The sequence below is a fragment of the Salinibacterium sp. ZJ450 genome, from assembly GCF_011751885.2.
Classification (GTDB): Bacteria; Actinomycetota; Actinomycetes; order Actinomycetales; family Microbacteriaceae; genus Ruicaihuangia.
Genome location: NZ_CP061771.1, coordinates 2,824,456 through 2,849,911 on the forward strand (window position 1 = coordinate 2,824,456; position 25,456 = coordinate 2,849,911).

General features: G+C 67.8%; 25 protein-coding genes and 1 tRNA gene. 8 read left to right on the top strand and 18 right to left on the bottom strand.

Annotation, left to right across the window (positions count from 1 at the left end; translation table 11 throughout):
- Positions 1–26: 26 nt before the first annotated feature.
- The 4 genes from HCT51_RS13650 to HCT51_RS13665 all read right to left on the bottom strand — a co-directional run bounded on the left by HCT51_RS13650 (position 27) and on the right by HCT51_RS13665 (position 2,284).
- On the bottom strand, positions 27–530 hold the full coding sequence (locus HCT51_RS13650) for a hypothetical protein (RefSeq protein ID WP_191413636.1): 504 nt from the start codon (positions 528–530) through the stop codon (positions 27–29).
- A 297-nt stretch (positions 531–827) separates the two neighbouring features.
- A tRNA-Arg gene (locus HCT51_RS13655) sits at positions 828–899 on the bottom strand.
- 66 nt (positions 900–965) lie between these two features.
- A complete protein-coding gene (locus HCT51_RS13660; protein WP_166877698.1) occupies positions 966–1,445 on the bottom strand; it encodes an anthrone oxygenase family protein in 480 nt (159 codons plus the stop codon).
- Entirely contained in the window at positions 1,442–2,284 is an 843-nt protein-coding gene (locus HCT51_RS13665) for a Rossmann-fold NAD(P)-binding domain-containing protein (protein WP_166877695.1), read from the bottom strand. The genes HCT51_RS13660 and HCT51_RS13665 overlap by 4 nt, the downstream gene beginning before the upstream one ends.
- An 81-nt stretch (positions 2,285–2,365) precedes the next feature.
- Here HCT51_RS13665 and HCT51_RS13670 point away from each other — a divergent pair, with 81 nt between their 5' ends.
- Positions 2,366–3,313 (top strand): AraC family transcriptional regulator, encoded by a 948-nt coding sequence (locus tag HCT51_RS13670; RefSeq protein WP_166877692.1) that lies wholly within the window; start codon positions 2,366–2,368, stop codon positions 3,311–3,313.
- Between the two features lie 24 nt (positions 3,314–3,337).
- Here HCT51_RS13670 and HCT51_RS13675 read toward each other — a convergent pair whose 3' ends face one another.
- A complete protein-coding gene (locus tag HCT51_RS13675) occupies positions 3,338–3,931 on the bottom strand; it encodes a TetR/AcrR family transcriptional regulator (RefSeq protein ID WP_166877690.1) in 594 nt (197 codons plus the stop codon).
- Between the two features lie 141 nt (positions 3,932–4,072).
- Between HCT51_RS13675 and HCT51_RS13680 the strand changes: the two genes are divergently transcribed.
- Entirely contained in the window at positions 4,073–5,680 is a 1,608-nt protein-coding gene (locus HCT51_RS13680) for a GMC family oxidoreductase (protein ID WP_224760501.1), read from the top strand.
- 123 nt (positions 5,681–5,803) lie between these two features.
- Here the strand turns inward: HCT51_RS13680 and HCT51_RS13685 are convergent, their stop codons facing one another.
- From HCT51_RS13685 to HCT51_RS13695, 3 genes are all read right to left on the bottom strand, one after another.
- Positions 5,804–6,268 (bottom strand): hypothetical protein, encoded by a 465-nt coding sequence (locus tag HCT51_RS13685; RefSeq protein WP_166877687.1) that lies wholly within the window; start codon positions 6,266–6,268, stop codon positions 5,804–5,806.
- Between the two features lie 25 nt (positions 6,269–6,293).
- Entirely contained in the window at positions 6,294–7,001 is a 708-nt protein-coding gene (locus tag HCT51_RS13690) for an SRPBCC family protein (protein WP_166877684.1), read from the bottom strand.
- 94 nt (positions 7,002–7,095) lie between these two features.
- The gene (locus HCT51_RS13695) at positions 7,096–8,007 is read right to left on the bottom strand and encodes an NAD-dependent epimerase/dehydratase family protein (protein WP_166877680.1); all 912 of its coding nucleotides are present in this window, start codon (positions 8,005–8,007) and stop codon (positions 7,096–7,098) included.
- A gap of 205 nt (positions 8,008–8,212) precedes the next feature.
- On the opposite strand from HCT51_RS13695, the gene HCT51_RS13700 reads away from it, so the two are divergent.
- Together HCT51_RS13700 and HCT51_RS13705 are read left to right on the top strand one after the other, a co-directional pair.
- Complete coding sequence (locus HCT51_RS13700; RefSeq protein WP_166877677.1) at positions 8,213–8,644, top strand: VOC family protein; 432 nt, start codon at positions 8,213–8,215, stop codon at positions 8,642–8,644.
- Between the two features lie 39 nt (positions 8,645–8,683).
- Positions 8,684–10,042, top strand: a complete 1,359-nt coding sequence (locus tag HCT51_RS13705) for an MFS transporter (protein WP_224760502.1) — start codon at positions 8,684–8,686, stop codon at positions 10,040–10,042.
- On the opposite strand, the gene HCT51_RS13710 is transcribed toward HCT51_RS13705, so the two are convergent.
- Positions 10,039–10,239: a hypothetical protein gene (locus HCT51_RS13710; RefSeq protein WP_166877674.1), complete on the bottom strand. Its 201-nt coding sequence runs from the start codon at positions 10,237–10,239 to the stop codon at positions 10,039–10,041. The two genes, HCT51_RS13705 and HCT51_RS13710, sit on opposite strands and share 4 nt — an antisense overlap.
- 307 nt (positions 10,240–10,546) lie before the next feature.
- Here HCT51_RS13710 and HCT51_RS13715 point away from each other — a divergent pair, with 307 nt between their 5' ends.
- The gene (locus HCT51_RS13715; protein ID WP_166877670.1) at positions 10,547–10,747 is read left to right on the top strand and encodes a hypothetical protein; all 201 of its coding nucleotides are present in this window, start codon (positions 10,547–10,549) and stop codon (positions 10,745–10,747) included.
- Positions 10,748–10,753: 6 nt separating this feature from the next.
- Here the strand turns inward: HCT51_RS13715 and hpaD are convergent, their stop codons facing one another.
- From hpaD to HCT51_RS13740, 5 genes are all read right to left on the bottom strand, one after another.
- Positions 10,754–11,896, bottom strand: coding sequence for a 3,4-dihydroxyphenylacetate 2,3-dioxygenase (gene hpaD / locus HCT51_RS13720; RefSeq protein WP_166877666.1), 1,143 nt, complete (start codon positions 11,894–11,896; stop codon positions 10,754–10,756).
- A gap of 63 nt (positions 11,897–11,959) precedes the next feature.
- Positions 11,960–13,480 (bottom strand): 5-carboxymethyl-2-hydroxymuconate semialdehyde dehydrogenase, encoded by a 1,521-nt coding sequence (gene hpaE / locus HCT51_RS13725; protein ID WP_166877662.1) that lies wholly within the window; start codon positions 13,478–13,480, stop codon positions 11,960–11,962.
- Positions 13,481–13,482: 2 nt separating this feature from the next.
- Entirely contained in the window at positions 13,483–14,427 is a 945-nt protein-coding gene (gene dapA, locus HCT51_RS13730; RefSeq protein WP_166877659.1) for a 4-hydroxy-tetrahydrodipicolinate synthase, read from the bottom strand.
- The gene (locus HCT51_RS13735; protein WP_166877978.1) at positions 14,424–15,119 is read right to left on the bottom strand and encodes a GntR family transcriptional regulator; all 696 of its coding nucleotides are present in this window, start codon (positions 15,117–15,119) and stop codon (positions 14,424–14,426) included. The genes dapA and HCT51_RS13735 overlap by 4 nt, the downstream gene beginning before the upstream one ends.
- Before the next feature lie 20 nt (positions 15,120–15,139).
- Positions 15,140–16,636, bottom strand: a complete 1,497-nt coding sequence (locus HCT51_RS13740) for a fumarylacetoacetate hydrolase family protein (protein ID WP_166877656.1) — start codon at positions 16,634–16,636, stop codon at positions 15,140–15,142.
- 202 nt (positions 16,637–16,838) lie between these two features.
- Here HCT51_RS13740 and HCT51_RS13745 point away from each other — a divergent pair, with 202 nt between their 5' ends.
- Positions 16,839–18,491 carry a thiamine pyrophosphate-binding protein gene (locus HCT51_RS13745; RefSeq protein WP_166877653.1) on the top strand — a complete coding sequence of 551 codons (1,653 nt, stop codon included), beginning with the start codon at positions 16,839–16,841 and terminating at the stop codon, positions 18,489–18,491.
- Positions 18,492–18,497: 6 nt separating this feature from the next.
- Here HCT51_RS13745 and HCT51_RS13750 read toward each other — a convergent pair whose 3' ends face one another.
- Positions 18,498–20,408: an FAD-binding monooxygenase gene (locus HCT51_RS13750; RefSeq protein WP_166877649.1), complete on the bottom strand. Its 1,911-nt coding sequence runs from the start codon at positions 20,406–20,408 to the stop codon at positions 18,498–18,500.
- Positions 20,409–20,557: 149 nt separating this feature from the next.
- Here HCT51_RS13750 and HCT51_RS13755 point away from each other — a divergent pair, with 149 nt between their 5' ends.
- Positions 20,558–21,271: an IclR family transcriptional regulator gene (locus HCT51_RS13755; RefSeq protein WP_166877645.1), complete on the top strand. Its 714-nt coding sequence runs from the start codon at positions 20,558–20,560 to the stop codon at positions 21,269–21,271.
- Between the two features lie 17 nt (positions 21,272–21,288).
- Here the strand turns inward: HCT51_RS13755 and HCT51_RS13760 are convergent, their stop codons facing one another.
- The gene (locus tag HCT51_RS13760) at positions 21,289–22,662 is read right to left on the bottom strand and encodes an MFS transporter (RefSeq protein WP_166877642.1); all 1,374 of its coding nucleotides are present in this window, start codon (positions 22,660–22,662) and stop codon (positions 21,289–21,291) included.
- Between the two features lie 117 nt (positions 22,663–22,779).
- Positions 22,780–23,685, bottom strand: a complete 906-nt coding sequence (locus HCT51_RS13765; protein WP_166877639.1) for a helix-turn-helix domain-containing protein — start codon at positions 23,683–23,685, stop codon at positions 22,780–22,782.
- A gap of 124 nt (positions 23,686–23,809) precedes the next feature.
- Between HCT51_RS13765 and HCT51_RS13770 the strand changes: the two genes are divergently transcribed.
- Positions 23,810–24,658 (top strand): SDR family oxidoreductase, encoded by an 849-nt coding sequence (locus HCT51_RS13770; RefSeq protein WP_166877636.1) that lies wholly within the window; start codon positions 23,810–23,812, stop codon positions 24,656–24,658.
- Positions 24,659–24,677: 19 nt separating this feature from the next.
- On the opposite strand, the gene HCT51_RS13775 is transcribed toward HCT51_RS13770, so the two are convergent.
- A complete protein-coding gene (locus tag HCT51_RS13775; protein ID WP_224760503.1) occupies positions 24,678–25,445 on the bottom strand; it encodes a lytic transglycosylase domain-containing protein in 768 nt (255 codons plus the stop codon).
- Positions 25,446–25,456: the final 11 nt, after the last annotated feature.

Here is a 25,456-nt window from a genome sequence, read left to right on the forward strand (position 1 = left end):
GCCTGGCTGACCGATATCCGGACGACTCAGGCCTTGGCGCCAGGGAACGTTGCAGCGTACTTCCGGAGGATTGATGACCCGAGCTGATGCACCGCCCCGGAAACCGCAATCGCGTGAAAGACGAGCTCGGTGTGGACTGCGGGATCGCCTCTCAGCTCGCTGGCGATGGAATCCACCGACCACTCGACCGAACCCGGGACGTCAGCCGCCAGCCCAAGGTGCGCCGCGACCCCGTTTCGAATCTGACCGAGCTCATCCATGAACACTTGATCCTTGCGGACATCCCTGACGGCGTCCTTGAAGGCCTTCCCCTCGGCCTGAAGGCCTGCCCCGAGCCACTTTGGAAGCTCCTCCAAGACCTGCCACATGACGAGGGCGAGGTACTTCTGCCAGACGGCCCGATCCGCGGACGCCTCAATGAGCCGGAGCAGCAGCGTTTTCATCTCGTAGTCCAAAGCGGCAACGGCGGCGAGGATTTTGAGTTCGTGCTTTTTGGTGTCAGCGTGGGCTGCCCGGAGTTCGCCGGCCACCGTGCCGACAATCAACTCATGTGAGAATCGCGCATTGCGATGACCCTGCCGAATCTCCGGCAGACGCGCGGAAACGTGATCGTCCCAGCCTTCAGGGGGCAATGACTTCTTGCTGCTCACACTCCATTGTCGCCGCTAGCCGCACGAGCATGCGGGCGACAAGCCCCGACCGAATCAAATGAGCAGCGTCAGTGGGGAAAATCCGTCACGACGATGGGCCACTGCCGCGACGCTGAAAGAGTAGCCTCGATCGCCGACGACAAAGTGCAGCGTCCAAAATCCGAAAGTATCCGGCAGTGCCCCTGGAGGGACTCGAACCCCCAACCCTTTCCTTAGGACGGAACTGCTCTTCCATTGAGCTACAGAGGCTGACCGGTTGAGTTTAGCGAAAGTACGGGGTGGGTGGGTTTCGAGACGCTCGCTGGCGCTCGCTCCTCAACCAACGGAACTGGCGGCGAGGAGCGCGGCACCCGCCAGAGCGAAGGCTGCTCGTGCGTTGTTCGCTCGGGTCCAGGGGCGGTCGAAGGAGTGCCAGGCGGCATCCGCTGCCCCAGACGACACAGCGCTCACCCGGGCCAGCGCGTTGTTGCGCGGGACGTTTGCCACCACCGTCGTTACGAAGGAGGCCAGTGCTAGCGCCGAGCCGAGGGCCCGCGCTGGGTTCTCAGTGGCCTGGCCCGTGGCCAGCTCGGTGACCATCACCGCGGACGCCGCGGCCGCCCCACCGAAGAACACCACCATGAACGGGGCGCGCACCGCATGCTCGTTGATGCGCTGCATGCTGGCCACCGCCTCCGCGGCGGGCCGGGCCCGCAACGCCGGCGAGACGATCGCCGAGAACGCCAGGTAGACGCCCCCGGCCGCCCCAGCGCCGACGGCGGCCGCCGCGGTCAGCGCCGTGGCGAGCGCACTCATGAGGCCACCTGGCTTTCGACGTCCCAGACGCCGGTTGCCGCGGCGCGGCGCGCGTAGTCGGCGAAGTCGGTGGCGGGACGTCCCAGCGCGGCCTCGATGCCGTCGGTCAGCGACTCGTTGCGGCCGTCGAGGATCGACTCGAACAGCTCGGCGAGCGGCGCGGCCTCCTCGTGCGGGATGCCGTCGGCGGCGACGTCGGCGACGAATTCGTCCGGTGTGCCGGGCACGTACTCGATGGTGCGGCCTGTCGCGCGGGAGAGTTCGTCCGCGACATCCGTCAGCGACAGCAGTCGCGGCCCGGTCAGTTCGTAGACGCGCCCCGCGTGCCCCTCGTCGACGAGCGCCGTGGTGGCGACGTCGGCAAGGTCGTCGAGGTCGACGAACGGCTCGCGCACGGTGCCGGCGGGCAGCACCAGGCGTCCGCGCAGTACCGGGCCGAGCAGGAAGTGCTCGCTGAAGTTCTGCGCGAACCAGGAGGAGCGCACGACCGTCCAATCATCCGTCGACTGCTGGATCGCCTGCTCGCTGGCGAGCGCTCCCTCCTCGCCGCGGCCGGACAGGATGACGAGTCGGCGCACGTCGCGGCGGCGGGCGTGCTCGGCGAAGTCGGCGATCAGGTCGGAGACGCCGGGGAAGGCGAGGTCGGGCGAGTAGCAGACATAGGCGGCGGAAACGCCGGTGAGGGCGGCATCCCAGGTGGACGCGTCATCCCAGTCGAAGGGCTGGGCGGCGGAGCGGGATCCGATGCGCGTGGGGATGCCACGCGCCTGAAGGCGGTTGACGATGCGCTGGCCGGTGCGGCCGGTGCCGCCGAGAACGAGGACGGTGTTTTCTGTCATGCCTCTACCCAATCAACACCGGACCAGATGCTGAATAGCTCAGGGTGTCGGTTTCATACGCAATCGTCTAGAGTCGGTCGCATGGACCCGCTCAGCCACCTCCTCACCGGCCCCCGCGCGCAACGCGCCTTCGCCCTCCGCGTCGTGATGGACCCGCCGTGGGGCATCGACGTGCAAGACCAGGCGCCGCTCACCCTGATCGCGATGGTCTCCGGCACCGCATGGCTGACCGGCCCGAATCCGGTCGCGCTCGAGGCCGGCGACGTCGCCATCATGCGCGGACCCACCCCGTACACGGTCGCCGACAGCCCGGACCGCGCGGCCGGCATCATCATCCACCCCGACCAGCGCTGCACGACGGTCGCCGGCGAGAGCGTCAGCCTCAGCATGAGCCGCGGCCTGCGCACCTGGGGCAACGCCGCCAGCGGGCAGACCACGATGCTGATCGGCACCTACCAAAGCGACGCCCAGATCGGCGCCACGGTGGCCGCGTCGCTTCCGGATGTCGCGGTCATCCCCGTCGGCTCGCTCGACCCTGCGCTGCTGCGGCTGCTCGACGCCGAGATCAGCACCGACGACCCCGGTCAGGGCGGCACCGTCGACCGCCTGCTCGACATCGTGCTGGTGCACGCCATGCGGGCGTGGGCGCACGAGCATCCGGATGCCGCGTCGGGATGGCTCGCCGGAACCCGCGACCCCCTCGTGGCCAACGCCCTCGACCTGCTGCACGACGCCCCGGCCGCGGACTGGACCATCGACAGCCTCGCCGCCCGTCTGGCCGTGTCGCGGGCGACGCTGGCGCACCGCTTCCGCGCCGCGGTCGGCGAACCGCCGATGGGCTACCTGACCAGATGGCGGATGCTGCTGGCCAGCGAGTTGCTCGCCAACCCGGCCCTGACCACCGCCGCGATCGCCGACCGGGTCGGTTACGGCAGCCCGTTCGCGTTGAGCACCGCGTTCAAGCGGCAGTTCGGCGCCAGCCCGACGGAGTATCGGCGCGGACTGGCGGGCGCGGCGCGGAGTGCGTAAGCCTCGACGCAGTTCCGATCCGCGTCATCCGTTCGTGAAGTCCGGCGCCACCACAGCCGGAACCACGAACTGCCGGACGAAGGACCGGATCCGGGTAAGGGAGTCCTCGTCGTCGTCGAAGCGGGTGATGAACATGATTTCGAGGTGGGTGATCCAGTCGGACAATTCCCGTCGATCGAGGCCTTGTCTCAGCTCGCCCGTCCTCTCGGCATCGTCGAGGATCGGGTTCCACAGTTCGGCCGTCAGATCCTCGGAGAGAGTCGAGCTCCCCTTCTCAGCGGACATGAGGCGCGGATCTGTGGCGACCAGGTGCACGAACGGATCTGCATTGCTCCGACGCACGTCCTCGACGATTCCCTCTTCGAGCCGCTCAGCGAAAGACGACCACCGCGTCAGCCACTTCCGGTTGTCCTCGAGGTAGCGGGCGGAGCGCCGACGGATCCACGCCTCGACCAGGCCGTCGCGACCGGAGAAGTACCGGTACACGGTCGCCCGGGAGACTCCCGCCTGCTGCGCCACGTCGTCCATCGTGGTCTTCGAGACCCCGTAGCGGAGGAAGCACTGCTCAGTGGAATCCAGGATGCGCTCCACCGCTGCAGAGGCATCGGGAGTGGACATGGGGGAAGTCTAGATGCGCCGTCTCGGGCAGCGCCGCAGGGCGCGGGAATCCTTTCCGGGTTGACCGGGTTACATATGATGACATGCGACGCTGAGACATTCCCTGTTTTATGTCTCACAGCAGCGACAGAGGAGTTCATCGTGGTAAAGCAAGCAACTGAGTACGACTACATCGTCGTCGGAGCCGGATCGGCGGGCGCGATCGTCGCGACCCGCCTGAGCGAGGATCCCAAGAAATCCGTCCTCTTACTGGAGGCCGGCCCCGCAGACCGCAGCATGTGGTCGCGCATCCCGCTGGGCTTTGCCAAGATCCTCTTCAACAAGAAGTACATGTGGTTCGACCACCAGACCGAGCCTGAGCCGCACCTCAACAACAAGCGGTACGCACTGCCGCACGGCAAGCTGGTCGGCGGCTCTAGCGCCATCAACGGCCTCGTGCACGTCCGCGGCGTCCCCCTGGACTACAGCACCTGGGAATCCCAGGGCGCCAAGGGGTGGGGCTACCACGACGTGCTTCCGTACTTCAAGAAGTCCGAGCGCGACCACCGAGGCGCCGGCAAGTTCCACGGCGACGACGGCCCCCTCGGCATCGAGCTCGCCCGGTGGCAGAACCCGCTCGCGGACACGTTCTTCGACGCGACATCCCGCAGCCTCGGGGTTCCGAAGAACAACGACTTCAACGGCGCCGATACCGAGGGCACCGGCTACTGGGACCTGGCCTCCTGGAACGGCAAGCGCTCCTCGACATCCCTGAACTACATCCACCCGAACCGCAAGCGCCCCAATCTCACTGTGCTCACCGGCGCGCTGACGACCAAGGTGGAGTTCGACGGCACGACCGCGACGGGTGTCATCTACGAGCGCGACGGGCAGACTGTCCGGGCGTCGGCAAAGCGAGAGGTCATCCTCAGCGCCGGCGCGCTGCAGACGCCCCAGCTGTTGCAGATCTCCGGAGTCGGCCCCGCTGGCCTTCTCCGCGAGCATGGCATCGACCTGGTGCATGACCTGCCGGGGGTAGGCGAGAACCTGATGGACCACGTGCAGGTCGGCCGGAAATACACGACCTCCAGCGAGTGGACGCTGAACCAGAAGGCCGGCAACATCATCAAGCAAGGCCTGACCGGCATCGGCTACTTCGCCGGCAAGCGCAACGGGCCGCTGACCATCGGCGCTTCCCTGGGCGGCGCGTACCTCAAGACCCAGCCGGGCGCCGAGGCACCGGACCTGCACCTGCACTTCCTGCCGTTCATGCCGGCCGAGGCGGGATGGGGCCTGGCGAAGTTCTCCGGCTTCCGCATTGGGATGTACCAGAACCGCCCGCTCAGCCGGGGCACCATGCACATCACCTCGGCGGATCCGAAGGTCAGCCCGGCATTCCTCTTCAACCATCTGTCAGAGGAGGAGGACGTGCGCACCATCATGGCCGGTATGAAGATCGCGACGCAGATCGTCGACGCGATGCCGTCCAACCTTGACATCAAGGAAATCGCCCCCGGCCCGGTGGGTGACACCGACGAGGGACTGCTCAACTACATCCGGACGACGGCGGATACCGGATTCCACTATTCCGGCACCGCCCGGATGGGCACGGACGCCATGGCCGTGGTGGATCCCGAACTCCGCGTCCGCGGGGTTAATGGGCTGCGCGTCATCGATGCCTCGGTCATGCCGACGATTGTCTCCGGCAACATCAACGCCGCCGTCATCATGATCGGCGAGAAGGGCGCGGACTTGGTGAAGGCCGGCTAACCCGGAACTAGCCCATTCGCGCGGCCCGCGATTGACGTATGTCACTGCAGAGTGACATACGTCAATCGCGGAGGTTCGCTCGGGACGGTGTGGCTGCGGGCGGCAATCAGAGGCGCGAGTGGCCTATCGGCCTTCGACATCCGTGCGCGCCACGACCAGCCAACACAGCGCGGCAACCACGAGGCCAACGGCGGCACCGGTCAGTAGCCACGGACCCGGATCCGGCGCCGTCAGCGGGTCCGTGATTCCGCGCTGACCGTACACGGAGCCGGTCACCCCGATCGCGAGCAGGCAGGCGAGAAATGGGGCGGAGACGATCAGGATGCGGGCGCCGACCAAGCTGCTCGAGTGGCCTGCCACCACCGAACCGGTGATGAACGCCGAGTACAGCGCGACGATGCCCAGCGGAAGCAGAATGCTCAGCCAGACGCTCGAGGTCTGGCTGACTCCGTCTGCGTTCCACTGGGTCGCAACCTCGGAGGGCAACTCCGGCAGCCAGGAGATCATCACGATCGAGGCGGTCGCCGCGATGACCACGGGCAGCGCGACTCCCACTACGAGCAGTCGCTGGTTTCGGGTACCGATCATCGCTCGTGCCCTCGTCGGGAGGACGCTAGCTGGTGGCATCCGATCGCACCGGGTGCGCCTCGGCGCGCTCCTTGATTCCCAGCAGCATCTTGCGTTCCATCATGTACTGGCCCGGTTCGAGCATCGCGTGCACCGCGGCGCCGATCAGCGGGGAGTCGTAGGCGACGCGGGTGCGAGTGAGCAGCCGCGTGGATGTCTCGCCCACCGGCTTCAGCACGAAGGTCCACGACACGTCGATGGGGCGTTCCGGGCGCGCGGCGGTTGCGCTGACGAACTTGCCAGTGGACGCGTCCATCGTGCCGCCGAGCGACAGCACAGAGTTGGGTTCCAGCATCCGCACCGGAATGCCCTCGTTGTTCTCGCCCCAGGGGATCACGTCACCGACATTCAGCTGCTGGAACTCCGGCAGGATCTTGCGCGACCGCGCGGGGTCAACTCCGGCGATTTTCTCGCTCTGGTCATACGAGTAGAAGCCCGCTCGGCCGTAACCCATCTGCACGAGCCACGGCCACACCTCGGCCGGTGTCGCGCGGATCGTGACGGCCCGCGTCGTGGTCATCTTCGGCTGCCGAACCAACTCATCGCCGGGCAGAACGGCCGACACTTCCGCGTCCTCGCTCCCCCACCGCACCTGCTTGGGTCGGAAATACTTCACATAGGCAGCGCCCGCGATGATTGGGATCGCGATAAGGGCGAGCGCCCTCCCTGCCGAGCCTCTGGATGAACCACTCATGACTGACCTCATTTCGCCGTTTCGCAAACCCTAACCTGCACTGCAGGGCTGCGACCAGCCCAAACGGTGAGCGGAATCCTCCGCCCTCGCAGGGTTACCCGGCAGCGCCCTCGCGATACGTGGGGAACCGTGGCATCCAGCCCAGCTCGGCTTTCGCCTTCGCGTTCGACACCCGCATCGATACCTCGCCGAGCACCGCGGCGCCGTACGGGGCGGCGAGTTCCAGCACCCCGGTCGGCAGCGGCAGCGGATGCGGGGCGTGGTGCGCGTCGGCGATCGCGGTGACCAGGTCGCGGAAGGTTGCGGGCAGATCGTCGACGATGTTGTAGGCCTGCCCGCCGATCCCGCGCTCCAGCGCGGCGACGGTGGCGGCAGCGGCATCCTCGTGGTGGATGAACGGCAACTCGCCGCCGTGCCGTGCCACCGGCAGCGCATGCTTGCGCAGCATGGACACCACCCTGTTGGTATCGCTTGGCGCGCCGTAGAACAGTCCGTAGCGAAGGGCGATCCCCTCGATTCCCTCGGCGGTCATAGCCTGCTGCTCGGTATCAACCATCGCCGACACGTGCACGTCGAACTCGGTGCCGTGCATCACCCCGAAGGGCGATTGCTCGGTGAGCACCTCGGTGCCGTGATCGGCGAAGCCGTACCCGAACACGATGGACTGGGTGAGGAACCTGCCGGCGCCGGTCGCCCGGGCCACCTCGACCAGGTGCGTGGTGCCGACCGACCGCAGCGTGTTGGTGGCGGCCATGTGGCGGTGCTGTAGCGGCAGCTTCTTCAAAGAGGTGAGTTCGTTTATGACCGCGTCAAAATGGTGGCCGTCGACCGCGGCCAGCAGCGCGTCGCGGTCCAACACGTCGACGATCAGCGGGGTGACGCCGAGTTGCCGCATGCGATCGCTCCCCGATCGCCCGAGTCCGGTGACGTCGTGGCCGGCCGCGACCAGCTGCCTGATCAATGGGGCTCCCAGGGTGCCGGATGCCCCGGCGAGCAGAACTCTCATGTCACCGCCCTTTCACCTGTCCCGTGTCCCCTGTTGCTCAGTCTGGCGAAGAAGTCCGCACCTCACCAGTGCCCCGGCACCAGTGCCCCGGCGCTGTGCGGTCGGGCCCCAAGCCGACCCCTAGAACTCGGAGCACCCAGTGGCTACTGTCGGGCGGAGTGCAGAAATTCCGGCCGGGCGGCAGTCGCCGCGGATTGGGCAGCTCATGAACTCGTCACTGAAACTCCACGGGATCGCCACGGTCAACCTCTGGGCTGCGGACATTCCAGCCGCACAGCAGTGGTACTCCCAGATCTTCGGCATCGAGCCGTACTTCGTGCGACCGCCGGCGCCTGAGCCGCCGGCGTACATCGAGTACCGGGTCGGCGATTACAGCCAGGAACTCGGCATCGTCGACAGCAAGTACGCCCTGCCGGGCACGGCAGGCAGCCCCGCCGGCGCCGTCGTGTACTGGCACGTCGACGACGTGCCAGCCGCCGTGCAGCGGCTGGTCTCGATGGGCGCGACGGAACGGGAGGCGCCCGCCGATCGGGGCGAGGGGTTCATCACCGCAACCGTCGTCGACCCGTTCGGCAACATCCTGGGCGTCATGTTCAACCCGCACTATCTGGAGGTTCGGGCAGGCCAGGCGCTCTAGCGGTAGTCGCCACGCTCGACTCGACCTAGGCTCGAACCCGTGCCCGCCGACCTGCCTACCCCGACGACGACCACGCGTGTTCCCGGCCTGTTCAGCCGCGGCTACCTGTGGATCACGATCGGCTCCTGCGCGCTGGTCTTTCTCGGAGCGTTCGAATCGCTCGCCGTCACGACGGTGATGCCGGTGGTGAGCGCAGACCTGGATGGCGCGAGCCTGTACGCGCTGGCATTCGCCGGGCCGTTTGCCACCGCGGTGATCGGCATGGTGGTCGCCGGCAACTGGTCGGATCGCAGCGGGCCGGTGGCTCCGCTGTACACGTCGTCGGCGTTGTTCGCGCTCGGCCTGCTGATCGCCGGAACCGCGACCGCCATGCCGGTTCTGGTCGCCGGCCGCCTGGTGCAGGGGCTCGGCACCGGAGCGGTCACCGTGGCGCTGTACGTGGTGATCGCCCGCATCTACCCGCCGCGACTGCATCCCGCGATCTTCGCCGGCTTCGCCGCCGCCTGGGTGATCCCGTCGTTGATCGGCCCGTTCATCGCCGGCGTGGTCACCGAATGGCTGAGCTGGCACTGGGTGTTCCTCGGCGTGGTCGGGCTGGTCGTGATCGCCACCATCATGGTCGGGCCGGCGATGCGCAGTGTGGCGTCGACGAACGCCGAGGGACCCAAGACGCCCTGGGCGGTGGGGCGCATCATGTGGGCGATCATCGCCGCCGCCGCAGTGCTCGCACTCAACCTGGTGGCCACCGTGCCGCGCATCGGCGGCTGGCTGTCCCTCGCCGCCGTGATCGTCGCGCTCATCGCACTGCGCCCCCTGGTGCCGCGCGGAACCCTCACCGCCCGGCGTCGGTTGCCCAGCGTGGTGCTGCTGCGCGGACTGGCGGCGGCATCCTTCTTCGGCGCCGAGGTGTACCTGCCGTACCTACTAATCGACCAGTACGACTTCTCGCCGAGCCTCGCCGGGCTGGCACTCACCTCCGGCGCGCTGGCTTGGGCGGCGACCTCGTGGCTGCAGGGCCGCATGGGCGACGCGCTGTCGAACCGCGCGGCCACCACGATCGGCACCGTGCTGGTGCTCGTGGCCATCCTGCTCGCCTTCGCGACCGCGCTGCTCGGCTGGTCGCCCTCCGTCGCGATCGCCGGCTGGCTGCTCGGTGGCGGCGGGATGGGGCTGATGTACCCGCGGATCAGCGTAATGACCCTCGCCATGTCGACCGAGCAGAACCAGGGGTTCAACAGCGCCGCAATGTCGATCTCCGACTCGCTGGGCTCGGCGCTGGCACTGGCGGTCATTGGCCTGGTGTTCGCGGCGTTCGGCTTCCCCGGCGTGTTCGCGTTCGCCGCGGTGATTGCGGCGGCTGCGATCGTCGTCGCACCGCGCGTGGCCGCTCGCGGCTAATCCCGGCGGCGACGTCTCCGCGAGCTGCCGATGCGACCAGACCGGTCCCGCCAGATCAGTAACCCGGCAATGCTCGCCAGCACGACGACCCCGATCGGCACGCCGATCGCGATGGCGACCACGTCGAACTCCGCCGCCGCAAGCACCATGGCGGTGGCGGGAGCCCCCGCCAGACCCGCTGTAGTTCGGCAGAACATTGCACCCCTCGTGATCGACTGATCACGCTACCGACGTGTTCGCGGCTGAACCACACCCAGTCCATGTGCCACCGAAAGTCGGGGCGGCAGCGGTGCCATCCGCACTTGCGATCGAAGTGAGGATAAGTTCCGGCTTGGCAGCCGGCAGGTCGCCAGCCCACCGCAACCACGTCGCCGCGAGCACAATCAGCGGTAGCCAGACCGTCGCCCCAGCAATCGCATCCCGAGCCCGCACTGTCACGGTGACACCGTAGCAGCGGGCTGTGAATAGTGGTCAGTTTCAGCGCGAGAGCAGTACTCTGTCGATATGAGCGCGCGTCCGGCCACAGTGAAGTGGACCCCTTGGGTGTGGGTTGGGGCCGCGATCTACAGTGCGCTGATTCTGGGCGTGGGTGTTTGGGCCAGCGTCGCTACCGGCCAGTGGTTTGCCCTGGTGCTGTCGCTGGGCCTGGTTGCCCCAATCGACGTGCTGCTGATTCGTCGCTACCGCCGGCGCGCGACGCGCTGATACTCGTCACAAGGACGCCCCGAGCTTGAACCCCTGCACGCTGTCGTCCTTGCGCGTGTACGAGAAGCCGTCGGCCCCAACGGTTACAGCCATCTCGCTCGCGTCGGTGCGGGCGACCACCGGCTGCGGGTTGCCGTCGAGGTCGAGCACGACCGAGGCCTCGGTGTACCAGCTGGGCACGACCGGGTTGCCCCACCAGTCGCGGCGCTGGTTGTCGTGCACGTCCCAGGTGACCACCGGGTTATCGGGGTCGCCGGTGTAGTAGTCCTGCGTGTAGATCTCCACCCGGTGGCCGTCGGGGTCGCGCAGGTAGAGGTAAAACGCGTTCGAGACGCCGTGGCGGCCGGGTCCGCGCTCGATCACGTCCGACATCCGCAGCGCGCCCAGCTTGTCGCAGATCGCGATGATGTTGTGCTTCTCGTGCGTCGCAAACGCCATGTGGTGCATGCGCGGGCCGTCGCCGCCGGTCATCGCGGTGTCGTGCACGGTGGGCTTGCGGCGCATCCAGGCCGCGTAGGTGGTGCCGGCCTCATCCTGAATGTCCTCGGTGACCCGGAATCCCAGGTCCTCCATGTACTTCACCGCGCGAGGCACGTCGGGGGTGACCTGGTTGAAGTGGTCGAGCCGCACCAGCGCGCCCGGCGTGTGCAGGTCGTAGCGCCAGGCGAGGCGCTCGACGTGCTGCACGTCGTAGAAGAACTCGTAGGGGAAGCCGAGCGGGTCCTCGACCCGCACCGAGTCGCCGATGCCGGTGGTGAAGCCCTCGGCGCGGCGCTCGACGCGGCATCCGAGCTCCGTGTAGAACTCGACCGCGCGGTCAAGGTCTTCGGGGGTGCGCACCCGGTAAGAGAACGCGGCGACCGCGGCGATCGGACCCTTCCGCAGCACGAGGTTGTGGTGGATGAACTCCTCCAGCGACCGCAGGTAGACGGCGTTCTCATCCTCTTCGGTGACCACGAGGCCCAGCACGTCGACGTAGAACGCGCGGGACACGGCCAGATCGGTGACCACGAGCTCCATGTACGCGCACCGCACGATGTCCGGCGCGGTGGCCGTCGGCGTGGGGATGGGGTTGGTCGGGGCGGGGATGGGGTCGGTGTAGGTGACGACCGGCTCGGCAGCGTCGTCGGTGATGATCGGTTCGGTCATGATGCTGGTGCTTTCTCTTCGTTGAGCGGATGTCGCGGTGTGGCGGGTTTCGATACCAGCGAGTTACTTCGACTGGGTGCCGAACCGGGGCGAGTGCGCCTCGTTCAGCGTGATGTGCACGGCCTGCTGGTCGGTGTAGAAGTCGATCGAGCGGTAGCCGCCCTCGTGACCGAGGCCGGACGCCTTGACGCCGCCGAACGGGGTGCGGAGGTCGCGCACGTTGTTCGAGTTCAACCAGACCATGCCGGCGTCCACCGCCTGCGAGAAGTTGTGGGCGCGCTTGAGGTTGTTGGTCCAGATGTAGGCGGCGAGGCCGTACTTCACGCCGTTCGCGAGCGCGAGTGCCTCCTCGTCGGTGTCGAACGGGGTGATCGCGACGACCGGGCCGAAGATCTCCTCCTGGAAGATCCGGGCATCCGGCTTCACATCGGCGAACACCGTGGGGGCGACGTAGTTGCCGGTGTCGAACCCGTCGGGTCGACCGCCGCCGGCGACGAGACGACCCTCGCTCTTGCCGATCTCGATGTAGCTCATCACCTTGTCGTAGTGCTCGGGGTGCACGAGCGCACCGACCTCGGTCTTCGGGTCGTGCGGGTCGCCGACCACGATGTTCTTCGCGCGTTCGGCGTACCGTGCCACGAAGTCGTCGTAGATGCTGCGTTCGACGAGGATGCGCGAGCCGGCGGTGCAGCGCTCGCCGTTCAGCGAGAACACGCCGAACACGGTGGCGTCGAGGGCGGCCTCGATGTCGGCGTCGGCGAAGACCACGGCGGGCGACTTGCCGCCGAGTTCCATCGACATGCCCTTGAGGGTTGCGGCGCAGTTGGCGAAGATGGTCTGCCCGGTGGAGCTTTCGCCGGTGAAGGAGATCAGCTGCACGTCCTCGTGCTTCACCAGGGCGTCGCCGGCTTCTTCGCCGAATCCGTTGACCAGGTTGAAGACGCCGTCTGGCACCCCGGCCTCACGGAAGATGTCAGCCCAGAGGCTGGCCGAGAGCGGCGTGAACTCGGCGGGTTTCAGCACCACGGTGCATCCGGATGCCAACGCCGGCGCCAGCTTCCAGCTCTCCAGCATGAACGGGGTGTTCCACGGCGTGATCAGCCCGGCGACGCCCTTGGGCTTGCGGTTCACGTAGTTGACCTGCCGACCGGGCACCTTGTAGGTGTCATCGGTCTGGGCGACGATCAGGTCGGCGAAGAAGCGGAAGTTCTCTGCCGCACGCTGCGCCTGGCCGAGCGCCTGGGTGATCGGCAGACCGGAGTCGAACGACTCGAGCTCGGCCAGGCGGGCGTCGCGGGATTCGACGATGTCGGCGATGCGGTTGAGCACCCGCGACCGGGCGCGTGGCAGCATCCGGGGCCAGGGGCCCTCATCAAACGCCTTGCGGGCGGCGGCCACCGCGCGGTCGATGTCTTCGCGCTGACCGGCCGCGGCCTGCACGTAGGTCTGGTTCGACACCGGGTCGAGCACGTCGAAGGTGGCGCCGCCGATGCTGTCGACGAACTCGCCGTCGACGTAGTGCTGGATCTTCTCCGGCAGCCCTTCGGGGATGTGCTGGATGCTCGGGCTCTGTTGGATCGTCATGGTCACTTTCCTCCGATGTTGAATTCACCGACGGGGGTGAGGTAGTCGGCGCCCTGCTCGAGGTAGGCCTGGATCTTGGTCAGGCCGCCGTCGGTGGGCGTGATCAGCGGCGGGCGGACGAATCCGGAACGGATGAGGCCCCGCTGCTCGAGCACCCACTTGCTCGGTGCCGGGTTGGTCTCGACGAAGAGCAGGTCGACGAGCGGGTGCAGACCGTAGTGGATCTCGCGGGCGCCCTCGATGTCGCCCGCCTCCCACAGTTCGTACATCTTCGCGTGGGCGGCCGGGGCGATGTTCGCGGTGGCGGAGAGGAATCCGATGCCGCCGAGGGCGAGCAGCGGCAGGCAGAGCAGCTCGATGCCCGACCAGACGATGAGCTCCTTGCCGCAGAGCTGCAGCACCCGGGAGAAGTGCTCGAAGTCCTTGGTGGTCTCCTTGACACCGACGAAGTTGTCGACGTCGCGGTACAGCCGGGCGATGGTCTCCGGGGCGATGTCGACCGCGGTGCGGACCGGCACGTTGTAGGCGAGGATCGGCAGGTCGGGGAACTCGGCGGCGATCGTCTTGTACCAGACGTACAGCGCCTCCTGGGTGGGCCGCGCGTAGTACGGCGTGATGATCAGCGAGGCGTCGATTCCGGCATCGACCGCCCGGCCGGTGAGCTCGATGGTCTCGTCGAGCTTGGCGCTGCCGGTGCCGGCGACCACGGGTGCGCGACCGGCGCCGGCGTCGATGACGGTCTTGATCGCGGCGAAGCGCTCGTCGATGCTCTGCGAGCTCGGCTCGCCGGTGGACCCACCGATGGACAGGCCATGGGTGCCGTTGGCGAGCTGCCAGTTCACCAGGTTGGCCAGGCTCTCGTGGTCGACCGCGCCATCCTCGGCGAACGGCGTGATGAGCGGGGCGATCGAGCCTCGGATCGAGTGGGGGTTGGTTCTGAACGTCATCGTCCTGCGCTTTCGGTGTGGTGAGTGGCTTGGTAGTTAAGGAGTGCGTCGAGCGTGCCGGTGCGGTGGGCCCGGGCGGCGAGTTCGATGTCGAGGGTCTGGGCGCCCGTCTCGATCAGGCGCAGCAACTGCTCGTGCTCGTCGACCGAGTCGCGGGCGCGACCGGGAACGAAACTGAAGGTGGAGTCGCGGAGCACCGCGAGTCGCTTCCAGCCGCGGTGCACCAGGTCGAGGATGTGCGGGTTCGGGCAGTGCTCGAAGATCACGGAGTGGAACGCGCGGTTGAGCTCGGTGAACTGGTGCGGATCGAAGTCGTCGAGGCTGTCGATCATCTTGGCGTTGATGGCGCGGGCCTGGACGAGGTCGGCCGGGGTGACGAAGGGGGCGGAGAGCGCGGTGGCCGCGCCCTCGACCAGGCTCAGCGTCTCCATCGTGTAGAAGTACTCGCGCTCGTCGACCATGGCCACCTGCGCGCCGACGTTGCGTTCGAACGTCACCAGGCCCTCGGCCTCGAGCCGGCGGATCGCCTCGCGCACGGGTACCACGCTGATCTCGAGTTGTTTGGCGATCTGGCCGAGCACCAGCCGGAAGCCGGGGGTGTAGCGGCCGTCTTCGATGCGGCCCCGCACGAACGCGTAGGCCCGCTGGGATTTGCTCGGCGCCGCGGCATCCGTCGTCGCGGCATCCGTCATCGAGTTCGTCGCGTTCTTAGTCATCGGGTTTCCTCGTCGTAGCGCTTCTTCCAGGCCGCGTTCATCGGGTAGAGCCCGTCGACGCTTTCCCCGGCGGCGACCCGCTCGGCGATGTAGGTCTCCTCGCGCTCCTGCACGATGGCGGCCTCGACGACCTCCTCGACGTAGCGCGGCGGGATCACGAGCACGCCGTCGTCGTCGCCCACGATCACATCGCCGGGCTGCACCGCGGTGCCGCCGCAGGCGATGGTCAGGTCGGTGTCCCACGGCACGTGCCGGCGGCCGAGCACGGCGGGGTGCCCGCCCTGCGAGTACGCCGGAATTTCGAGCGCGGTCACGGCAGCCAGGTCACGGATGCCGCCGTCGGTCACGACGCCGGCGGCCCCGAGCGCCTGGGCGCGGAGGGCGAGGATGTCGCCGACGGTGCCGGTTCCGGCTTCGCCGCGCGCCTCGATCACGAGCACGTCGCCGGGGCCGAGCGAGTCGAAGGCGCGCTTCTGGGCGTTGAAGCCGCCGGCGTGGGTCTCGAAGAGGTCTTCCCGGTTCGGGATGAAGCGCAGGGTGCGCGCCCGGCCGATCATCCGCTCGCCCGGGTGCGTGGGGCGCACGCCGTCGATCGTGACGTTGTTCAGGCCGCGCTTGCGCAACTGCGCGCTGAGCGTCGCCGTGCCGACCGAGGCGATTTTCTCGCGCAGCTCAGCGGTGAGCTCGAAGGGCTGCGGAAGCGCGGGCAGACCCGCCGCCTCACGACTCCCCCAGGCTTCGCTGCGCTGCAGGTCGTCGACCTGTGGCCCTGCCCCGTGGGTGCCGGGCTCGATTTGGCCCTGGATGACGGTGGTGATGAGGCGTCCGCTCGACGGTGACCCCGCGGCATCCGGGGCATCCACCTCGACCTCCACCGTCTGTCCCGGGGCGACCACACTGGATCCGGCGGGGGTACCGGTGAGGATGACGTCGCCCTGCTCGAGGGTGATCAGCTGGGACAGGTCGGCGACCAGCTGATCGAACGGGAATGCCAGCTCGGCGGTGGTGTCGTCTTGCACCAGGGCACCGTCGACCCAGGTGCGGATGCGCAGCGCGGTCGGGTCGATCGACCGGGCGTCGATCAGGCGTGGGCCGAGCGGGGTGAACCCGTCGCCGCCCTTGGACCGCAGGTTGGAGCCCTTGTCTGCCCAGCGGAGGTCGTACACGCCGAAGTCGTTCGCGGCGGTGACCGCGGCCACGTGCGACCAGGCTTCCTCACGCGAGACGTTCTTCGCCGGAGTGCCGATGACGAGGGCGATCTCGCCTTCGAACGCCAGGAGCTCGGTTCCGACCGGCCGCTCGATCACGCCACCGCTCTCGGCCACCGAGCTGCTCGGTTTGAGGAAGTACGAGGGCTGCGCGGGCACTCGACCGCGCTGCGCGATGCGGCTGGGGTAGTTGAGGTGAAGGGCGATGACTTTGCCGGGACGGCGAAAACTGGCCTGTGCTTCGGCGTCCGCCCCGGTGCGGTCCGACAGTTCCTGATCGGTCATGGCTAGATCGTATATCTTTTGATACATATTGCCAAGCACTGGTTTTCCGGCACCGGCCGATCGCTAGACTCACCTTGTCATGGTCGGCCGGGTGCCGACCCGGTGCTCGAAAAATGAGCACGAAGCCGAGCCGCAGTGTTGCCGCACCGCCGCCGCGCGAGACACATACGGAATAGTCCCCGTTTGTCTCGAAAGGCTTGTCATGCCGACCGTATCCGCCCACGTCGCCGTCGCCCTCTCCCACCATGTCGATCACGTCTTCGGAGTGATGGGGAACGGCAACGCCTACTTCCTCGACGCCATCGAGCGCCAGACATCCGCCTCCTTCACCGCGGTCCGGCATGAGGCCGGCGGTGTCGTTGCGGCCGACGCCTTCCATCGGGCCGGCGGCGGCCTCGCCGCAGCGACCGCCACCTACGGCGCCGGATTCACCAACACCCTCACCGCACTGGCCGAGGCCGTGCAGGCGCGCGTGCCGCTGGTGCTCGTCGTGGGCGACGAGCCGACTTCCGGGCCCCGATCGTGGGACGTCGACCAGATCGCGCTGGCCTCGGCGGTCGGCGCCCGCACTTATACGGTCGGACGAGCGGATGCCGCGGCCACCACGGTCATCGCTGTCGAGCATGCGCTGTCCTACCGGGTACCTACGGTGCTGGCGATCCCCTACGACGTGGCCGCGCTCGACGCCGGCCCGGTACCGCCGGTGCCCGAGCCGCGACTGCCCGCGCCGCTGGTCCCCACCGGGGCGTTCGCGCTGGGCGCGGTGAGCGACGCGGCGACGGCGCTGGCCGGCGCCGAGCGGCCGTTGCTGCTGGCGGGCCGCGGCGCCTGGCTGGCCGGAGCCGGCGAAGCCCTCGGCGCGCTGGCCGACGCCACCGGCGCCCTCACCTCGTCAACCGCTCTCGGGCGCGGCCTGTTCCCCGACGCGCGCTACGACCTCGGCGTCACCGGAGGGTTCGGCGCCGAGAAGGCCATGGCGCTGATCCACGAGGCCGACGTCGTCGGGGTGTTCGGTGCGTCGCTCAACCAGTTCACGATGCGGTTCGGCAGCCTGTTCGCCCCCGGCACTCGCGTCATCCAGGTCGATGTCGCCCCGACCGCGACTCACCCGCATGTCGGTGGCTACATCCGCGGCGACGCCGCCGTCGTGGCCCGTGCCCTCGTCGTAGAACTCGATAGTCTCGACGCCGAGTCCAGCGGATGGCGCGAGTCGCTTGATCTGAGTGGAATCACGGAGCTCCATCCCGGTGAGCCGCTCGCTCGGGATGGTCGCCTCGACCCGCGCTCGGCGGCGCGGCGGATCGCGGAAATACTGCCGACCGACCGGGTCGTGGTCACCGACGGCGGCCACTTCCTCGGCTGGTCGAACATGTACTGGCCGGTCGCCTCGCCCGACCGGATGGTGATGGTCGGCACGGCATTCCAGTCGATCGGCCTCGGCTTTCCGAGCATGCCGGGAGCGGCCAGGGCCAAGCCCGACGCCACCATCGTGCTGAACACGGGCGACGGCGGCGGCCTGATGGCCCTGGCCGACCTGGAATCGGCGGTGCGGGTCGCCGGCGGACACGGGATCGCGGTGGTCTGGAACGACGCCGCCTACGGCGCTGAGGTCAACCTCTACGGGCTGAAGGGTCTCGCCGACGGCCCGATGCGCATTCCCGAGGTCGACTTCGCCGCCCTCGGGAATGCGGTCGGCGCCGAGGGCATCGTGGTGCGTCGACTCGAAGACCTCGACGCCCTCGCGGCCTGGACCGCCCGCCCAGCCGGCGAGCGCCCCTTCCTGCTACTGGATCTCCGCATCTCGGGCGAGATCATCGCGCCGTATCAGCAGGAGATTATCCGGGTGAACAGCTGACCGAGGTCAGGCCTCGGCGAGCTCGGCGGCCGCCCCCTGCGCGGCGAGCATGTTGCCGGCGAAGAACGCCGCGAGCTCTCCGGTCGCGGTGAGCGGGAGCACGTGCGCCACGTACTGGTCGGGTCGCACCACCACCACGCATCCGGACTCCCGATCGATGCCGCGCAGCTCGAAGATGTCCTCCTCGTCCGCCGCGTACACCTTCTCGTAGTCGATCAGCTCGAACGGGCCGACGCGGGGCAGGAAGATCTCGGGAACGCTCAGGATGTCGACGTCGACGTGCCGCTGCGGGTAGACCACCTTGACGTCGAAGACGCTGTCGATGTCGGCGCCCGCGGGCGTGTGCGCCACGACCGGTGATTCCGGCGAGGTCGCCAGCCAGTCGGCCCAGTTCCGCAGCGCCGAATCGCCACCGGATGCCGCGGCGCCCGGGAAGGCGTACAGCCGCCAGCGCCCGTCAGCGCGGTGGTGGTGACCCAGGTGAACCGGGTTGCCGTCCGCGACGCGCACCACCGGCACCGACTTGAACCGCTTGCCGATCGGGAAGCCGGTCGCGAGCTCTTGGTGCGTCGCCTCACCGATCAGCATCGACGGCTGGTACTGCGTCATGAAGCCGGCCGGGAACTCGGCCGTGCGCACATAGAACTCCCCCAACTCCTTCGGGCTGGCGAACTCCTCTGGCTTCTTCGCCATCATCGTCGACCACTCCCGGTCGAAGTCGATCAGGTTCTGCGCGATGACCTGCCGCTCGTCGGAGTACGTCTCCAGCAGACTCTCGGGGCTGCGCCCGGTGAGAACGTGGGCGAGTTTCCAACCGAGGTTGAAGCCGTCCTGCATCGACACGTTCATGCCTTGCCCGGCCTTCGCGCTGTGCGTGTGGCAGGCGTCACCAGTGATGAACACGTGCGGCGACCGGCCGCTCTCCGGCTGCGCGTCATCGAACTTGTCGGTCAGACGGTGCGCAACCTCATACACGCTGTACCAGGCCACATTCTTCACGTCGAGCGTGTACGGGTGCAGGATTTGGTTGGCCTTGACGATCGCGGTCTCGACCGTCGTCTCGCGCACCTTGCCGTGGTCCTCGTGCGAAATCTCGCCGAGGTCGACGTACATGCGGAACAGGTAGCCACCTTCACGCGGGATGTGCAGGATGCTGCCGGCCTCCGACTGGATCGCACACTTGGTACGGATGTCGGGGAAGTCGGTGACGGCCAACACATCCATGACCGCCCACGCGTGGAAGGCCTGGGTGCCCGCCAGCTTGCGGCCGATCGACTCCCGCACGCCGCTGCGTGCGCCGTCGCAGCCGACCACGTACTTGGCGTGCACCTGGCGCTCTTGGCCGATGCGCTCGCCGGCGCTCTCGCGCAGCGTCACGGTGACCGGGTACTCGCCCTCATCGGCGACCTCGAGCCCGACGAAGTCGAGCCCGTAGTCCGGTACCAATCGTGTCGGGGAGTTCTTTGCCACCTCGGCGAAGTAGTCGAGCACTCTGGCCTGGTTCACGATGAGGTGCGGGAACTCGCTAATGCCCATCTCGTCGTCGATTGCCCGGTCGGTGCGCACGATTTTGGTCGGGTCCGCGGCATCCGGGCCCCAGAAGGCCATCTCGGTGATGTGGTACGCCTCGCTGATGATCCGCTCCGCAAAGCCGAACGTCTGGAAGGTCTCGACGCTGCGGGCCTGGATGCCGTCTGCCTGACCGATCTCGAGGCGACCGGGCCGCCGCTCCACGAGTCGCGTGGTGATCTCAGGGAACTGCGAGAGCTGCGCGGCGAGGATCATGCCCGCCGGGCCGGCGCCGACGATGAGCACATCGACCTCGTCGGGAACCTCCTCGGGGCGGTTCACCCCGGTTCCAGCCGCAGGACTCACTCGCGGATCGCCTGATACATAGCCGTGGTGGTGGAACTGCATGGGATTCCTCACGTGTCTTCATTGACTTCCCCGACATCCGTGTCGAAGAGTGTGTTCTAATATCGAACAACGAGTTCTACTATTGAACCGATGCTAGCCGAGACGATTTCTACGCGCAATGGAGCACAGCGATGACGAAGGCTGACGGCATGACGAAGGCTGATAGCGCGACCGGTGCGTCCTCGCAGACGCTGAGCCGCGGCATCCGCGTGCTCGAGATTCTGGCCGACGCGCGTCAGCCGCTGTCGATCGACGAGATCACGACGCAACTCAGCGTGCACCGGTCGATCGCCTACCGGCTGGTCCGCACGCTCGAGGCGCACGGACTGATCGAACGCGACGCCGCGGGTCGGATCGAGCTCGGCGCGGGCCTGGCGGCACTCGCCGCCGGGGTCGCGCATGATCTGCAGGCCGAAGCGCTGCCCGAGCTCACCGCGACGGCAAACGAACTCGGGATGACAGCGTTTCTCGCGGTGCTCGACCGCGACGAGTGCGTGACCCTGGCCAGTGTGGAACCGCGGCACGGGGTGGCCACCGTCGCCCAGCGCCCCGGCACGCGGCATCCGATCACGGTAGGAGCACCGGGCAAGGCGCTCCTGGCCCAGCTCCCGCCCGAGTCGTGGCCGGAGGGCATGAGCGCTGCCTTGGTGGAGGAGATCCGGGAGGTGGCGGTGCGGGCCTGGGCGGAGAGCCAGGACGAGGTGATCTCGAGCCTGCACTCGATCGCGGTGCCGCTCTCGCTACGCGGCAGGGCACCCGCGGCGATCGCCGTGGTGTACCTGCCCAACGGAACCTCGGCGGCATCCGTCGCCGAACGCCTCGCGAGGTCGGCTGCGACCATTCGCGAGGCGCTCGGCGGGTGAGGTCAGGCCCTCGGGGGTTAGACCCTCGACGCCCCGTAGATCGGGCTCTTCGCCTGCTCGGCCTCATGGTCGGGACCGAGCGGGATGCCGCTGCGGTCACGCAGCAGCAGTGTCGCCACGAACCCGACCAGCGTCATGCCGGCCAGGTACCAGGTCACCGACCAGGTCGACCCCGTGGCCTGCACGAGAGCCGTGGCGATAGTGGGGGCGAACGCGCCACCGAGGATCGCACCGATGGCGTAGGAGATGGAGACTCCCGAGAACCGGATCGACGCCGGGAAGAGCTCTGAGTAGAGCGCCGCTTGCGGACCGTAAGTGAAACCGAGGCCGAGCGTCAGGATCGCGACGCCGGCGAACAGGCCCCCGACGGTGCCGGTGTTCACGAGCGGGAACAGCGCGATCACGCCGACCAGCTGCATGCCCCAGCCGATGAGGTAGGTGTTGCGTCGGCCGATCGCGTCTGAGATCCGCCCGGCGGCGATGGTCGACAGCAACCATACGACCGCACTGCCGGCGACCGCCCAGAGCACCGGACCGCGCTCGAGACCGATCGGGCCTTCGGGGTTGGTGGAGTAGTTCTGGATGTAGCCGCCGGTGGTCATGTAGCCGACGGCGTTGTTTCCCGCGAAGACGAGCGCGGCGATGACGACGAGCAGCGTGTGCTTGCGGAACAGCTGCACGATCGGCATCCGCGACTTGGCTTTCCGCTGCGCGAGTTCGGTAAACACGGGGCTTTCCTCCACCCGCCGGCGCACCCAGTAGCCGATCAGAATCAGCACGATGCTCAGCAGGAACGGGATGCGCCAGCCCCACTCGAGGAACGCGTCGCCGGGGGCGATCTGCGTCATGAGCGCCATGATTCCCGACGCGAGCAGCAGGCCGAGCGGAACACCGATCTGCGGGGATGCTCCGAAGATCCCCCGCTTCTTCGTGGGTGCGTGCTCGACGGCCATCAGCACCGCCCCGCCCCACTCGCCACCGGCAGAGATGCCCTGGAGGATACGCAAGAGGATCAGCAGGATGGGTGCGGCGATGCCGATCTGCGCATAGGTCGGCAGCAGCCCGATCAGGGCCGTCGCAGCACCCATGAGGATCAGGGTCATCACCAGCACGACGCGGCGGCCGTACTTGTCACCGAAGTGGCCCGCGAGGAATGCGCCCAGCGGACGGAAGAGGAAGCTCACGCCCACCGACGCGAATGAGACCAGGATGGCGGCCTGCGGCCCCAGCGGCTCAAAGAACAGCTGCCCGAACACGAGGGCGGCCGCTGACGCGTAGATGAAGAAGTCGTACCACTCCACGGTGGTGCCGATGACCGTGGCAAACACCACTCGTCGGCGGTCGCGAACGCTCGCGATCGATCCAGTCGGGGTTAACCCGGTTGCGCTCATGGTTGGTACTCCTTCGTACGCTGACATCGTTGTCGCACGGGAGCAGAGCAGCTCCCTTGCTGACCCAGACTATATACGATTTCGAGTACGACGCAATAGAAGCGCGTGTGAGCCCGGTCAGACGGTGCGATCCGCGGCGTCCTCAGCGATCGGCGTGGACGCGGCGGTGTGATCAGTGGTCGCAGCCCACGCCGCCAGGAGCTGGATGCCGTCGTGAGACGCCGAACCCGGCTCCGCGGTGTAGGCGATGAGTTGCAGGCCGCGCTCCGAGGACAGCTGCATGCCTACGTAGGTCAAGTCGAGATCGCCGACCACCGGATGATGGAGCTTCTTCTGGCCGGTGCGGTGTTCCCGCACATCGTGTGACGCCCACAAGGTGCGGAAGAGCTCGCTGCGGGTCGAGAGCTCTCCGACGAGGTCGGTGAGAGCGCGGTCGTACGGCGCGCGTCCGGCCTCACTGCGCAGCAGGGCAACCGTCTGCTGCGCGGCATCCTGCCAGTCGCGATAGACAGCCTGCGCTCGCTCGTCGAGGAAGACGAAGCGGGCGAAGTTCGCGGGACGCTGCGGCTGCACGAACATCTCGGAGAACAGGGCGAAGCCCAACCGGTTTGCGGCCACAATATCGAGCCGTCCGTTTTGCACGACCACCGGCAGGCTGGACATCGCGTCGAGTGTCTGCTGCAGCGCCGGTCGCACCTGCCGCACTCGCGGCGAGCTGCGCCGCTGCGGACGGATTCCTGAGTTGGCGGCGCGAATCAGGTCATAGAGGTGCGCGTGCTCGGCTTCATCTAGTTGGAGAGCCCGACTGATTCCCTCCAGCACGTTCTCGGAAACGCCAGTGGCGTTTCCGCGCTCGAGGCGCACGTAGTACTCAACGCTCATCCCTGCGAGCAGGGCGACCTCTTCGCGGCGCAGTCCCGGTACCCGGCGTCGGCCGCCGAAGTTCGGCAGACCGGCCTGTTCCGGAGTAAGGCGAGCTCGCCGCGTGGTCAGGAATTCGCGGATGTCGGTTCGACTGTCCATGCCTCGAACCTACGACAGCAGGACGCACCTGTGGGGGTCACTGGCATTACCCCTAACGATGGTGACTCCCTCCCCTGCGCTGTCCCGGATTGACTGGAACCACCACCACGAAAGGCAGGCCTCAATGGCTAGTAACAAGACATGGTTCATCACCGGCGCGGGTCGCGGCTTGGGTGTCGATATCGCGCAGGCAGCGCTCAGGGCGGGTCATTCCGTCGTGGCGACCGGACGCGACGCGGACCGGGTGCGCCAGGCTGTCGGCGACCACAACAACCTTCTCGCAGTCGCTCTCGACATCACCGACCCGAACGCGGCCACTGCCGCTGCCCAGCAGGCGATCGAGCGGTTCGGAAGAATCGACGTCCTCGTCAATAACGCGGGCAACTTCTATGCGGGATTCTTCGAGGTCATAAGCGACAAGCAGTTCCGCACGCAGATGGAGACCAACTTCTTCGGACAGCTCAACGTCACCCGCGCCATCCTGCCGATCATGCGTCAACAGCGCGGCGGCCATGTGATCACGATCAGCTCCACCGCTGGCCTCGTCGGCCAAGAGTTTGTCGCGGCTTACTCTGCGTCCAAGTTCGCCCTCGAGGGATGGATGGAATCGCTGCGGTTTGACCTGGAGCCGTATGGCATCCGCACCACGATTGTGGAACCCGGGTTCTTCCGCACCGAGCTACTCGTCGAGGGCGCGTCCACGCTCTGGCCCGAACTGACGATCGAGGACTACGACGAGCGCACCACGGCGACCATCGCGGCGTGGTCGAGCATGAACGGCAAGCAGGGCGGCGACCCGAGGAAGCTCGCCGCCGCACTGATTACGATCGCCGGATCCGCCGAGCCGCCGCTGCGCTTCCTAGCGGGAGCCGACGCGGTGGCTACCGCCGAAGGAAAAGCCGCCGACCTGCTGGCGCAGGCCGATGCGTACCGCGAGTTGTCGTCGTCGCTCGAGCATGACGACGCCGCATGAAATCCCGCCGAAACCCCGGCTAGCCCACCTGGCCCGCGTAGGCGTTCGCGGCGTCCGCGACATCCGTCACGTATTGCTCGCTGTGGTTGTAGGAGAAGATGGCGGCCCGCCAGCGCTCCGCACCGCTCAGGTCGCCCGAGGCGCAGAGGTAGCGGGCGGCGGCGAGCGCCGCGTCGTCGATCTGGTGCGGGTTGGTGATGCCGTCGGCATTGCCGTCGGCGCCCCAGCGCGACCAGGTGTCGGGGATGAACTGCATCGGGCCCACCGCGCGGTCCCACTCGGCGTCGCCGTCGAGCGCTCCGTTGTCGCTGTCGTTGATCACCGCAGAGGACGACCCGTCGAGTTGGATGCCGAGGATCGGCGGGGCCACCACTCCCTCGGCGTCGATGCTCGCCCCGCCGTGGCTTCCGTGTCCCGACTCGATGCGTCCGATGCCGGCGAGCGTGTTCCAGCCGATGCGGCAGCTTGGTGCTTCGTCGGCCAGCCGCAACTGTGCGCCGGCGTAGGCGGCCAGCGCCCGGGCCGGGATGCCGGTGGCCTGCGCCACGGCGGCCAGCCAGCCCTGGTCGACCCGGATGGCGATCCCGGCCGGGGAACTCGGGGCCGCGGCATCCGGGGCCTCGATCACCGGCCCGGGCGCGAGCGACGCCGCGATCGGGGCGGTCGGATCCTGCTGCGTCTGGCGGGAGACGCGTTCGAGCGACATCAGCCAGACGATCCCGCCGACCAGCAGGGCGGCGACGAGAGCGCCGAGCAGGATGCTCTTGAACGGATCACTGCGCGCCACCCGTACACGCT